At 52.9% G+C, this 12,699-nt stretch carries 8 protein-coding genes; 1 reads left to right on the top strand and 7 read right to left on the bottom strand.

Annotation, left to right across the window (positions count from 1 at the left end):
• Positions 1-11 precede the first annotated feature (11 nt).
• The 5 genes from pglX to AC2FJ6_RS11295 all read right to left on the bottom strand — a co-directional run bounded on the left by pglX (position 12) and on the right by AC2FJ6_RS11295 (position 8,943).
• On the bottom strand, positions 12-3,425 hold the full coding sequence (pglX, locus tag AC2FJ6_RS11315) for a BREX-1 system adenine-specific DNA-methyltransferase PglX (protein ID WP_496669071.1): 3,414 nt from the start codon (positions 3,423-3,425) through the stop codon (positions 12-14).
• Positions 3,425-6,949 (bottom strand): BREX system P-loop protein BrxC, encoded by a 3,525-nt coding sequence (brxC, locus tag AC2FJ6_RS11310; protein WP_496669069.1) that lies wholly within the window; start codon positions 6,947-6,949, stop codon positions 3,425-3,427. Before brxC ends, pglX begins: the two co-directional genes overlap by 1 nt.
• A 3-nt stretch (positions 6,950-6,952) precedes the next feature.
• The gene (locus AC2FJ6_RS11305; RefSeq protein WP_496669067.1) at positions 6,953-7,552 is read right to left on the bottom strand and encodes a DUF1788 domain-containing protein; all 600 of its coding nucleotides are present in this window, start codon (positions 7,550-7,552) and stop codon (positions 6,953-6,955) included.
• Positions 7,553-7,554: 2 nt separating this feature from the next.
• Entirely contained in the window at positions 7,555-8,139 is a 585-nt protein-coding gene (locus AC2FJ6_RS11300; protein WP_170353259.1) for a DUF1819 family protein, read from the bottom strand.
• Between the two features lie 243 nt (positions 8,140-8,382).
• On the bottom strand, positions 8,383-8,943 hold the full coding sequence (locus AC2FJ6_RS11295) for a hypothetical protein (RefSeq protein WP_496669065.1): 561 nt from the start codon (positions 8,941-8,943) through the stop codon (positions 8,383-8,385).
• A 489-nt stretch (positions 8,944-9,432) separates the two neighbouring features.
• Between AC2FJ6_RS11295 and AC2FJ6_RS11290 the strand changes: the two genes are divergently transcribed.
• Positions 9,433-11,535 carry an AAA family ATPase gene (locus AC2FJ6_RS11290; protein ID WP_496669063.1) on the top strand — a complete coding sequence of 701 codons (2,103 nt, stop codon included), beginning with the start codon at positions 9,433-9,435 and terminating at the stop codon, positions 11,533-11,535.
• Here AC2FJ6_RS11290 and AC2FJ6_RS11285 read toward each other — a convergent pair.
• Both AC2FJ6_RS11285 and AC2FJ6_RS11280 read right to left on the bottom strand, forming a co-directional pair.
• Positions 11,433-12,155, bottom strand: a complete 723-nt coding sequence (locus AC2FJ6_RS11285) for a hypothetical protein (RefSeq protein WP_496669061.1) — start codon at positions 12,153-12,155, stop codon at positions 11,433-11,435. The genes AC2FJ6_RS11290 and AC2FJ6_RS11285 overlap by 103 nt on opposite strands.
• Entirely contained in the window at positions 12,152-12,559 is a 408-nt protein-coding gene (locus AC2FJ6_RS11280) for a hypothetical protein (protein ID WP_171123537.1), read from the bottom strand. The genes AC2FJ6_RS11285 and AC2FJ6_RS11280 overlap by 4 nt, the downstream gene beginning before the upstream one ends.
• Positions 12,560-12,699: the final 140 nt, after the last annotated feature.

The following is a 12,699-nucleotide window of genomic DNA, read 5'->3' as shown; positions in this document are numbered from 1 at the left end:
GCTCAGTCCTCTCATGACAAACCTGCGATCTTCTTCAGCGCGGTGCCGAATTTAGGATAGTTCGCCTTCACCCCGTCATCGAGGTCGATCTCGACCCGTTGCTGCGCGAGGGGGAAGACAACGTCCCGCTCCCATTCAGTCAATTCATCAATCTGCTTGGCGATCTTGGCGCTGTCTTTCAACGCCTTGGTGCGCTGCCCTTGGGTTGCGGTGGCATCATCGGCCAGCTTGTCGAGGCGCAAACGTTCACCTTCCAGCTTTGTGATGAATTCCCTCAGGTAATCGTTCAGCACGACCGACACCGTATCGCTGCGATAGCGGTGCATGTAGATTAGCGCATTGAACGTGCCTTTGGGGCTGGAGAACATCCAATAGATCGGGCGCTTTTTGTAGCGTTTGACGTGGTCGTTGTAGAAATCCTTGGTGAAATACTTGCGCAAATCCTTGCCAAGGCTGTCTTCGACAAAGCGCAGGTTTTCCTGGAAATGCTCGTCGCCAAAGGTCACGCGCAGGAACTTGCGGAACCGCGCGACAATGTCGTCGCTGAACCAATCCTCGTCGAGCACGGGGATGACGTTGTCCTCGTCTGGCATGAAGGCCGGTTCAGGAACGCGGGCCAGGTAGTCTTCCAGTGTCTCACCCTGATTGGCGAGGATCAGTCCCGGTACGTCGAGGCCGTAGCGGCCGAACATGCAGCCCACGGCGTAAGAGAGGAACTCGGCCATGGTGTCGGCGCGCTGGCGGGTTTCGCGGTCTTCTTCGGAGTTCTTCACGCCATAGCGATAGGCGGGGTTGCAGGTGAGGGTGATCTCCTCAATTGGAACTTCGGGGGTCAGTTCGTCTTGCAGACCGTAGGCGTCGATGAAGATGCGGTTGTTCTCTTCCTCAAGGCGCTGCATTTCGTCCGTCATATCCTGCCAGTGGGCGCGGAGGGTAGCGTAGCTGTCCGCCAGCGTCTCGCCGCGATGTTCGGGCGAGAGCAGCGGGAGCGTGGTGAAATCCCAGGAGGTTTCGTAGGCGTCCCAGTCAGACGCCGAATAACGGATGAGATCACCCACCAAAGCTTCAACGTTCGAGCGTTGTCCCACCGTTGGAGAGACAGGGGAAACGCTTTGCACATGGCCTGCCTCAATTTTTGTGCCAGAAAACTTCCCAGTTCGATTAAACTCGCCGACCTTTGAATTTAGGTAGCCCTGCGCAAAGTCGAGGTCGCTGAAGATTGCGGGCGAAGTATTATCAAAGAAAGTTCCCTCGCGATAAAACCGCAAGTTCATGTTTCCTGACACGCGGGTCCAGCTAATGTGCGGCTTTCCGTAGAAGTGTTGGTTTGAGAGCTGCCCGCCAGCCTTGGTGACATTTTCACCATTCTTGCCGTAGTCTAGAATCCATACCGCATTACCGAACCAACGACGAAAAGTTCCGCCCTTATTGTACTTGCGCCAGCGTGATCCAATATTTGAGCAGAGCACCTCCCACCAAAATATTATCAACTCAGAGCCAGGTTGAGACCCGATCCTCGCATCCAGATCAACGATATCACCTGCGAGCAGCTTTTCTTTCAGAACAGGATTGCTAAGCATCTTGTACGCAACTGAAAGATCGGGAAGTTTCAGAAAATCCGCTTGTCGAATTCCCGAAAATTTTCCATTTCTCCGGAGGAATTCTGCCTCCTTTTCGTCGCCCTTTCCTGAAATAAGGCGGAAGAAGATCGGCATATGCTTGCCTATTGGGGTGGCAGTCTTGAAAACGAACGAAGCTGCCTGCACTCGTTCTCCCTGAATTTCCGGGAACGCTCTGGGGCCAAGGTGCAGTAGTGAAATTAGTTTGGTTTTCGTTAAAACGATGCGGCGAACGTCCATGAATGTCTTGAGATACATCCAAGACTGCATGGCAATCATGCCAACGTAGCCTGATGCCCTTGCAAGAATTCTATTTCGGTCAATGAACATTGAGTACAGGTCATTCTTGCTCTCTGGATAGGTGACCTCAGAATGCGCACGTAGCGCATCATTTAACCCGCTGGCCGAGGCGTATGGCGGGTTGGCCACCACCACATGATACTTCGGCGACAGTGCCTCGGCCATGCGCAGCACGGCGATGACGCGTTCCTGCACCTCCTTCAGCAGCAGGTCGCCGCCGAAATCCCGCGCCTCGACCACCCGCAGTGTATCTGCCGGGTCGCGCAGTTTCGGCACGATCAATGAGCCGAAGTTCTTGGCCTGCTCGAACTGCCCCAGCGTCTCGCGCAGCTCATCAGTGAACAGATCCTTGCCTACCACGGCGGCCACGTCCTGCATCTCGGCCTCCGTAAAGGTCACGTTCTGCAACACGCAAATGTCGGGCTTTGCCTCCATCCGTAGGAATCGCCGCCGTCTCAGTTTGCCCGCAGCCTTCATCGCCAGGGCAAAGGCGGCAAGCGCACCCGCCCGGTCGTCAATCTCTACTCCGGTCAGGTTGTGCGTCAGGATCAGCGCGGGGATCTCGGTCGCGTCATAGCCCTCTTCCTCGTAGATGGCATAGAGCAGGTCAAAGGCATAGGTCAGCATGTGGCCCGAACCAGCGGCGGGATCGCAGATGCGGATCTCTTCGGGCTTGGTGATTTTCAGGAAGTCCGTCTCGGGCTCTTCCGGCGCTATGTAATAGTCCATCTTGGCCGCCAGCCCGCTGCGCGGGTTGTTCAAAAGCCAAAGCCGCCCCAGCGAGTTCTCCACCAGGTAGCGGACAATCCAATGCGGAGTGAAGAGCTGAGTGGCGGCCGGGATGTTCTCGGCCGTGATCTTCTGGTTCTTCTTTAGACCTGCGAAGACCTGATCCTTCTTCTCTGAGATGTAGAACTGGTAGAGCCAGCCAATGATCTCGACGTCCTGGCAGGCGTCTTCGGTCATGACGGCCCGCATCTTTGCCAGGATCGCATCGTTGGAGAGAAGATCGTCTGGCATCAGGAGCTCGGAGAAGTCGTCGATGGCCTCGAACATGTAGGGCAGTACTTTGTGCAACGCGTTGCAGTCATGGACGAGGAGCAGGCGATAGGCCTCGCCTTGCGCATCATTAGACGGGATGCGCCCGTCCAAGAGCTGCACGATCCGATCCGGAGCGCCGTCGGGCAGATTGCCTGCCGCGGCCTCAGCCAAGATCTCCGGTCGTGTAGCGCCATCGGCGGGAGACACAACGCGGACGCGGTTGTAGCCATTGGCATCCATGAAGCGCAGCGCAGTGAAACGGTTGAACCAGGTATAGGCGACCTTTTCGACCACTTGCGTCCGCCCGTCCCTGGATACAGCCTTGTCCAGTTCTTTGACGATCTGGGGATACTCGCGGCGTTCGACGCTGCTGTCGGCAATCACACGGTCAAAGCGCGAAGCCACCTGTTCGATCAGCTGCGTGCGGGCGTCCTGGGCAAATTTCTTGAGCGCGTTTGTGTCCATCACACAATTACCTTCTTGCCACCACGGATTTCCGCGAGGAGCGATTTCTTGAGTTCATCGACATAGCGGCCCACATCCGCCTCATCGGCCAGATAGATGCCGTCATAGGCGACGGACACATCGCGGATATTTGCCGGTGGTATAGTTTCCTTTTTTACAGGAGGCTGAGCGTCATCATCTCCTCTCCCGTCTGACTTGTCCCCATCCGGCACCGGCTTCAACCGTTCGATTAGTGATAGCGTTTGGGCCATCAGATCATTTCTGAGGCTGTACTTTTTGTCACGCAGCGCTGGGATCAGGCCAATCTCATCTAACCCTTGGGTCCGAGACGTGATCGCAGCCCGTATCTCGGTTTTTGCTTCGTCTGGCAGGGCTTGGAACTCATCTAGGGACGTGACCTTGCTTTCAACCGCTTTCACCTCGTCTTCCACATCCTTGCGTTCTGCAAGCAATTGCTGATCGATTTTCTCCTTCAGAGCGTAGAAGTCATTTTTCAAGTTCTGAATGCCGGAACCTTTGAAACAGTTCGGATCATCAATCGCTGCCTGCAACTGGGTGCCTGCTTCACCATCAACATAGTCGATATTTGCACGATGATCGGTCAGGAACTGGCGAACATCATCATAGATGCTCCGCTGGGTGCCCCCCAGGAAGCTCTTGATCTTGTCGAGCAGATCTTCCTTGTCATCGAGAAGAGCATCTTCTTGAGGCGCAACGCCCGTGATGTACCAGGTGGCCGGCTTATCCGTCATGGCTTCCAGACGGTCTAGAAGGGGTTTCAACGCGACCACGAACGGATAGCGCGTGTCCTGGCGCAGCAAATCTTTCAGCTCGTCACTCATTTTCTGCACGGCATTCGACCATTCCGTACCCAAGGAACGCGCATCTGACCCGTCGGCAGGGGCGTCAAACAGTGCAGCGTACAGATCCTTTGCCTTTCGCAGCTCAGCGGGCGTGAACTCGGTTTGCGGCGTAAAGAGCACGTTATCCAGCAAGCGGTTGTTCTGAAGATCACTAGCGAGCGCGTCACCTTCTCTGACAGCCCCGTCCGAGCGCGCCTCAACCTTGCCTTTGCCAACGAGACTTGCAGCAATGCAATAGACTGCGATTTCCGGCCAACCATATGGCTTGGAGGAAAACCTATCCCTGAGATACTTGGCGGAAACTCTCACACCATTGCGTGCTTGTCCTTGTACGAAGTTCAGCATTTCCTGCTCAGCCTCGGTCAAGCCCGCACCGCTGTCCCCAAATAGAGAGCTGTCAGGATTGGCGGCTTTCTTTAGGTCAACTTCAGTGTAGACTACGCCGCGCAGCATGCTGAGGTTGACGTAAATCTTGTCCACAAGGGCTTGGAACCCCTTAAATATCCGGTCCTGCGGTTCCTCGCCCCCAATCTCCAACTCTTCGCCACGCACAAAAAAGCGCGCAGACCCCAGAAGCTTGCGAAGACGCATCTCCAAATCTTTTTGGCGGCGGCGGTTTTGATCGCCTTTGTCGCTGACGATCCTATCGCGACCTGGTTGTTGGGATCCGGTTCGCTCCTGGCGGACAAACTTATCTGTCTGTTTGAACAGTCTTAGGTCTCGGATAAAACGTTGGTCAGCGGACATAACCACCGAAAGCTCGTCATTGCCCATGCTGCGCATCCGAATGGCGTCGGGAGTATCCACGTCGTCATGGAATGGGCTGATCGCGTTGATCGCAAGTTCGTAGGGTCGTCCCGACGCTCTGTCATCCAACATGCGTGTATAAGAATAGTCGAATCCGGTCGCCGTGTGTCTGATTTTGCGCAGCTTTACGATGGCGTCATAAATCAGAATTTCTAGCTCGGCCGAGAGCTCGGACTGATCGATTTCGACGTCCTTGATCTCGTCTTCGACGTCTTTTTCTTCATTCGTCAGAAACTCGTAAACTTCCCCGTTGCGCTGGATCAACGTGTTGCGCTCAAGTTCTGAAAGCGCCTGCTCAACATTTCGCTTCAAAATGGTCTGATCGGTATCCAGCTCCGATAGCATCAGGATGCTAATGTTGCGCACAGTCGGTTTGAACTCTTTCACATATTTAACGAGGAAGAGAGCCTTCAAAATGCGTACTGCGAATGGGTCCGTCAGATTACGCTCCGCCACCAGAATGGAGCTTTGCGCGGCGGATTTCAGCGCGGAGCGGATGCCTTCGAACATCATGTCAAAGGTCGCAAACCCTTTGACTGGCTGATCCGCCATCGCTTTGGAGACGTCCTGGAATACGCCCAGCATCGACCGCTCCCCAACCGAGCTGTGCTTGCCTTCAAAGGCATTGTGTTGCGACAGACCCTGAATGGCCATTTGGAACAGATCGTATTGATATCCGGGGAACGGATAGCTCGCGATGAAATGGTCCTTATCTTTGAAGTTCTTCAGCTTGATGGAGCCGTCAGCGAAATCAAAGAGCGTCTTGAGATTGTTTTCTTCGCGGTCATGAAGATGACCAAGCGTGATCGTGCCGGCGTCCGTTTTGGCCAAGAGCCTGCGCTGAATGACCTCTGCCACATCCGCGGAGTTCAACGGCATCCGCACATCAAAGCGGGCCATAATCTTGGAAAAGTCCTGCGCTTGAAACGCTTGGTTGTCGCCGATGATGGCTTCCATGTCCTGCTGAGAGGTTACGATGACCCAGGCCTGACCCTTGCACTTGGTGTTCAGGCTTTCAGCAATCGTTTGCAGGTTGGTCATCAGCTTAACGTTGTCGGCAATATATTGGCCAACTTCATCAACAAAGAAGTTCAGACGAAACTTCGGGTCCTGACGATCAATCCAGGCTTTCACCTGATTGGCGAAGTCCTCGATGGATACCCGTGTATCGGCGCGGTACTGCTTCAGGATATCTTTCGCATCATCGGCATCGTTTCCGGAAACAGACGCATAAGCTTTGCCAATGTTCTTTCCTTCAAGAACGGCTTGCTCGCGGCCGCGCGCCCAAGGCTTCCCGGCGGCCTTCTCATAGGCAACCCTGAACGCATCGAGCTGACCACGTTCATCGAGATCGCGCTCGAACTGCGCAATGTGTGCCTGTTTGCCAAAATACCCGCAGGCCTCATCAAACACCTTCTGGAACACAGACAGAAGCGCATCCACATCGCCCTTCGAGATAACGTCTGCCTTCTGGTCGATATTAAACAGGATCGATTTGGATGGCACCGAGACGGCTCTGCGCAGCGCGCCTGTCAGCATCGGTTGATCCGTGAGCTTGTCTTCGAAAATCTCAAGTGGCGTCTTGCCATTCATGGGGGAGTTTTCAAGAAGGAGCGCCAGCATCTTCAACAGGTGCGACTTACCAGATCCATAGAAGCCCGAGATCCAGACACCGTTCGACTTCTGATAGTTGTTATATTCCTCAAGGAACCGCTCCAACCGCTGGCCTATTTCGCCGGTGATGACGTATTCTTCCAGCTCGATCAGCAGGCTTTCATCGTCATCGGCCTTGATCACTGCATCAATTGGGCGATCAACGGGTTTTTGGAAGATGTCACGCATCAAGGTGGTCATTGGTCAGACCTCGTAAGTCATGAGATTGAAGGCACGGTAATACTTGTCGTCATGGAGCAATCCGAAGAGATCCAGTGACGCACCGGTTGCCAGGGCATGTGTATAAGTGCCGGGAAAGAACATCACCGTGGGCACGTGTTTTGCGGTGCTTTGCAGATTGTTCAGCACATTGTGGGACCGGATATAGGGATAGATCTCACCAACTCCAGACAAGAAGATGACGTCGTGGTCTGCTTCTTTGATCTTTTCAGCGATCTTGGGAATGAGATGTTCAGAAGGATCCAGAACGTTTTGCAGCAATTCCAGAAGCTCGGACTTCCCCAACTCCGCCTCTGCTTCCAACACCTGATCGAGGACGTCCCGCTCATCCAGGATTTCAAGGCAGAGATCATAGAGGTTCAAATCCAACACACGAACGCCAGCATGACCTGCGCGCTTGATGATGTCTTCGCGATCTTCATTGATTGCCAACCCGTCAGAGGCCGGATACTCACAGATGAAAAACGGAACCTCGTTGTAGCCCTGCATGTCGAGAAACCGTGGGCTGGTGATGGCGTTTAGAACATGCTCGAGGCGTTCTTTACGGCTAATGGGTGCTTTCATATTCATGAGCCCTCCCATGTTTGGCCGGGGAAATAGTTTAGCTCTTCCGGGGTGTTAGACTGGATCATTGCAATCAGCTTTGAAGATAGGAGATAAGTTTGGATCTCCTTCTGCTCGGACAGAATGTCAGCTTCTCGCATCATCCGAAACAGGATCTGGCGCAGCTTTAGCCTTGTGGACGTGCTCAGTTCTGCTAGTTCGTCATGCCATTCGGCTTTGGCATCAAAAAAGATGTCAAACGCCTCGAGCGGAAGATCAAGTTGGTAAGATAGATACCGATCCTGCAAAACATCGACGGCAAATTCGCGGACAAAACGGTAGGCACGGCAACAGGCCAGCCACAACAGCGCTTTTTGATCGGCGCGGTCGGCCTCACGCACAAAGAAGTCAAGCTCTTCGGCGGTGAGTGTCGAGACCCTGTTTTTGATTTCTCGAATGCTGCGAGTATTGGAGGCATCTTTCGGCAGTTGGGTGGTGCCTTCTTTCACGGCCCGTGCCTGGGTTTCCTCCCAAGCCTCATCTTCACGATGCAGCGAAGCAAACTCAACGCTTTCGTTGAGAAACAACCCACCTGTGGAAAAAGACATTCGGTAGTCGTTTGATCCTTCCAATCGTTCCCTCACAGTTTTATTTTGCGTGTCTGTTTTTCAGTGTTCACTACCAATAAGCCATAGATGCCGTAGCGTCGCCGAAGCAGCAGGATATGGGTTGAGCCCTCAAATAACCCAATTTGTTGTAGGATCATGAGAAGATGGACTTGATATAAGTTTGGAGGAGATCCGCGAGTATTTTTTTGGTGCCATGAACTTGTGACTTTATGCCAAAGTGGTTCATTTTGAGGTCTCTATCGTGATTTTTACGGCCGCCGGCTCGACACCGAGATCAACTGCAATGCGTTCGCGGTGCAGTTCGATGATCTCGCCAAATGTCAGCTCGCCTGTGCCTGATGTTGGAGCCTGTCTCGCTTGCATGCGCGCTGCGGAAGCATCGTCACGCCGCCTTTTTGCCTGCGCGTCCTTAAATGAGACCTCTTGTACTTTTTGCCAATCACCAATCTCGAGCTGATCAAGTACTCCATCGGTGTCCGTATAATTGACAGGGTTTCTATATCCAGGCCACTTCAGTCCCGCACTTGTCATTGCATACTGATCAAACTGAATAAGCCAACGCCCGTCCTCATCCTGCAAGACATCTTTTATCGTTGCTACCATGAACGATTCACCGTGATGCTCTGGATCCCCAGGTCGCCTCTTGTCGAAGGCGTTGTGAGTAAGGACAACATGGGTCGCGCCCCGTGCCTTTACGGGGTCAACTTTCCACCACCCAGTCCCGCCCAAGTTCGCGACGTCTTCTGGCTTCTTGCTTGTGAAAATGACCATGGTCGTAGGCATGGGAGTTCAACCTTTCAATCTCAAGGTGATATTACCCAGGGAAAATCTGAGTGCAACAAGTTATATAATTTTTATATAAAAAGTATATCTTAAATTAGTTTTTTGACTGTGCATGGCCCCGGCGAAGTACCCCAAAAGGCTTGAGCCTTATCGCCTCTGTCAACGCTCAACGACAAACTCTGCTGAAAACGTTAATCCCAAGTTAACCTTGTTCTGGCACCATGTCTGGGTATCTAAATAATGAGACAAAATTATGGACAAAAATCCGGATTCTTGAACCCTGACGAAGGTAGTTAGTCGGGTCTTGTACTCGTAGTCAAACAGCACTAAATTGCTGATCCCAAATTGGAAATATTGATGACTTTTGTTGTGAAACAACCTGAACTGTTCAGTCGCCCCAGCGTGAGGCTGATATCGCTTGGATAGTCCCTGGTCGTAGTTCGACCGTTCCAAGCTGCTTCAGATTGAATCCGACAAAAGGGGTGCTCGATGCCACGAGGATCTAAGACTTCTTCCAGTTTTCTAAGACAACTCAACACCTGGTTCGATGACGCGCTGCGTGAACTATGCTCTACCGATTCTCAAGAAAATGCTTGGGGCGCAGATGAGGGAAAAGCGGGTGTGGGGACGAAGTGGTTCGCTTGCTCACCAAAACTCGATATCCACTCTGCGGCAGCTTTGATCCGGCTGTTTGCAAGCTTCCCCGAGGACCAAAAGACCGTCATCGAAAGCTTGTATGCCCCATATGGTTTCACCGTCGTTGAAACCGGTGATCCGGCATGGGTTGAACATGTCGAGGACGCTTTCGAACGCGGCCTCATGCCGGCAACAAAAAAAGCTCAGAAACACCTTCCAAAGATCAGCCTTGTTACTCGGAATTCTAGGACCTATTCATCGCGCCGGGCCAAAGGAAAAGATGAGTTTGAGAAAAACTTGTCTGATCGCATGGCGGAGTCACGGCCGTTCCTGTGCATTGTCGAGTGTTTGGAGGAAATTCCTGAAACAATCCGACAGGCGGCAACACAAGTTGTGCGGCTAGCGGAAATCTCTCCGCAAATCGTTCTAAAACTTCATCAGGTACTGCACCGTCCATGTTGCAACCCGGTCATGCAACCGATCCTTGACCAACTGCCTCAAGCACAGGAGTTGCAGTGTTTGACGCTGGAACAGCTGACCACCGCAGTGCGACAGACGAACACCAAGAAGATGGTGGAAGCGCTTGTTCGATTTGCCGATGACAACTCGGTTGCGGCCGATAAGTCAGCGCTTGACGCAGTAAAGGGCTTGGGTTCGACCAAAGCGGTTCTGAAGCAACTGTCTGCCGACATTCAAACATGGAGAGGCGGTCAATTGGATTGGTCGGAAATTCCCAGGGGTGTTCTCATGTTTGGCGCCCCGGGCACAGGTAAGACTTTTGCCGCTTCAAAGCTTGCCAGTCAGATCGGTGCGCACTTCATTGCGACGAGCTACGCCGACTGGCAGCAACATGGCCACCTGGGCGATTTTCTGGCGGCAATGAACAAGTCCTTCGATGCAGCGCGCAGAAGGTCGCCGACGGTACTGTTCATTGATGAAATCGATTCCTTTGAGGATCGTGCAACCGCAAGCGGCGAGAATGCAAATTATACCAGATCGGCGCTCAATGGCCTCCTTGAGGCAATGGATAAAGCCAATTTGCATCAAGGTATTCTGATTGTCGGGGCGTGTAACCATCCAGAAAAACTGGATGCCGCGTTGGTCCGCTCGGGGCGTTTTGATCTGAAAATTGAGATGTCACAACCCGGAAAAGACGCGCTTGTCGACATTCTTTTAGATCATTGCGGCGACGAAATTACGCTGCGCACGATTAAGGACGTGGCTGCACATCTTATTGGCTGCACAGGCGCGGATGCGGCGGCGATTGTGCGAAAAGCCCGCAGTTTGGCGAGATACAAAGGAGCCACGTTAGAAGATGCTCATCTGTGGGCTGCCGCAGAGAATATTGTACCTGAGAGTTCGCAATCGGATTTGCTGCGGGCAGCTTATCATGAAGCGGGGCACATTGTTGCCGGGAGCCTTCTCGGGCTTGGGGTGCCTGATCGTGCCGAGATCCGAACTGGAGGTGGGGTCGTGTTCTTTGAGAACAAGAGCCCATTTCCCTTGCTCGCTGAGCTTGAAGCGAAGCTGGCAATGCTTCTTGCAGGGCGCGAAGCGGAAATGGTTTTTCTTGGATCGGTTTCTACTGGCTCTGGCGGCAGTGCGCAAAGTGACCTTGCGCAAGCGACACTTCTTGCGACGCGCCTGGAAGAGATGTTTGGACTTGGCGCAAATCCTTTGCTGTGGCGGCCAGTCGAAGTGACGAACCTTAGTAAGGTCCTTCAGGATGAACAGATTCGGCACAACGTATTACAACGTTTGGAAACGGCCAGTTCTCGGGCGAAAGACGTCATCGACAAAAGCCGAGCCGTCATTGAAAATTTGAGCGCTCTTCTGGTTGAGAAACGCGAGATCTACAAAGCAGAGATCGAAACAGTTTTTCGCCAAAATGGGACACATGTCGCGTCCCACTCGGGAGCACTTGTTACCTCACCGGAGCTTGTGCCGGTGAGGTGAGGCGGACTGTTTTTTTCGTCTTGGGCCAGTCCGATAGTTCTGTCTAGGATGATCGAAGAATTTGCGCCATGAACAACTCCTTCTAGCGCTTTCCAGTAAGGAGTAAGATCAAGGTTCGGCTGCTCCTTCTTCAAAGCTTCTAAAATCTGCTTGGTGAACCGCCCTGGCACAATGGGGTGGCCGAGCATTAATTCGGACATTCGGGATAACTTCTCGTCTCGGATTCGCGTGAAGGAACTGTTGAGTACTCTCAAACTGAGGGGATCTGTCTCCGGTATCGCAAGATGCCAGTGAACATTTGTGCACTCTGTGGAAGCACGCGGTTTCATATGCTTGATCAGGCAAAGGCGTCTTACGCTGGAATTGGGTACTCGATACTCTTGGCAATATGCCTTGATCACTTGCGCGAGCTGAGTGTGATCTAAACGGGCCTGGGGTGCCAGAACCACGTGCCGTACGGAGAAAGCTTTTCCCGAGAGCTTCGAAATCTCGCCCATGATTTGGATGTCATCGGGATGACCGCAGAGCCAATCAACCCGCTCGTTTTCGCCTTTGGCGGCAAGGTATTTGGCAATCTTGTTGGTATGACCGGTAGGGACACGAAATGTTTTGATGATCATGTGTTGCCTCCTGTCACGTGGATTTGGATGCCATGTAGGGAAGCAGATATTTTGGCCAGAGCAGCAGCAATGGCGCGGCTTTCAGAAGGATCGTTATGAGTGCGCGTTAGGGTATGCGCGAGGTATTGAAGTTCCCTGCGCATGTCCTGCAAAAGATCCAGAAAACAGACGGCGCGTTTTAGATCTTGTGAGATCGTTTTTTGACTGCAACGCCGAGATGGTGGCCGCGTTTCCACTTCGTTTGAGAACCCGAGTGAACGTGCAAGCAGGACGCGAGCCTGTGAAGTAGGTGAGATACCATTTTCCTTGGCCCGTTCATCCAACAGGCTTTTCAAATCCGAGTTCAACCTAACTCCAATGAGTTCAGTTTGTCGGGTCTTTGAACTCCGGGCAGCTTTTCCCATCGCGTAAACTCCATTTGGCTAGCGGCACAACTTGTTGTTGGACGTTCGCGTAGCCAGAAGTTTGGTAACGACATTGCAACAAACAACTTACCAACAACCGCGGGACGGGCCGTTGTTGCTTGCGTCCGCACATACATTTG

The sequence above is a fragment of the Ruegeria sp. CDSA089 genome, from assembly GCF_059612205.1.
This window is presented reverse-complemented; position numbering and strand designations above follow the sequence as displayed.

What these genes read in the sequence shown, in the direction of transcription:
- pglX (WP_496669071.1), bottom strand. Translation starts at nt 3,425, where the DNA reads ATGGACACAAACGCGCTCAAGAAATTTGCCCAGGACGCCCGCACGCAG.
- brxC (WP_496669069.1), bottom strand. Translation starts at nt 6,949, where the DNA reads ATGACCACCTTGATGCGTGACATCTTCCAAAAACCCGTTGATCGCCCA.
- AC2FJ6_RS11305 (WP_496669067.1), bottom strand. Translation starts at nt 7,552, where the DNA reads ATGAAAGCACCCATTAGCCGTAAAGAACGCCTCGAGCATGTTCTAAAC.
- AC2FJ6_RS11300 (WP_170353259.1), bottom strand. Translation starts at nt 8,139, where the DNA reads ATGTCTTTTTCCACAGGTGGGTTGTTTCTCAACGAAAGCGTTGAGTTT.
- AC2FJ6_RS11295 (WP_496669065.1), bottom strand. Translation starts at nt 8,943, where the DNA reads ATGCCTACGACCATGGTCATTTTCACAAGCAAGAAGCCAGAAGACGTC.
- AC2FJ6_RS11290 (WP_496669063.1), top strand. Translation starts at nt 9,433, where the DNA reads ATGCCACGAGGATCTAAGACTTCTTCCAGTTTTCTAAGACAACTCAAC.
- AC2FJ6_RS11285 (WP_496669061.1), bottom strand. Translation starts at nt 12,155, where the DNA reads ATGATCATCAAAACATTTCGTGTCCCTACCGGTCATACCAACAAGATT.
- AC2FJ6_RS11280 (WP_171123537.1), bottom strand. Translation starts at nt 12,559, where the DNA reads ATGGGAAAAGCTGCCCGGAGTTCAAAGACCCGACAAACTGAACTCATT.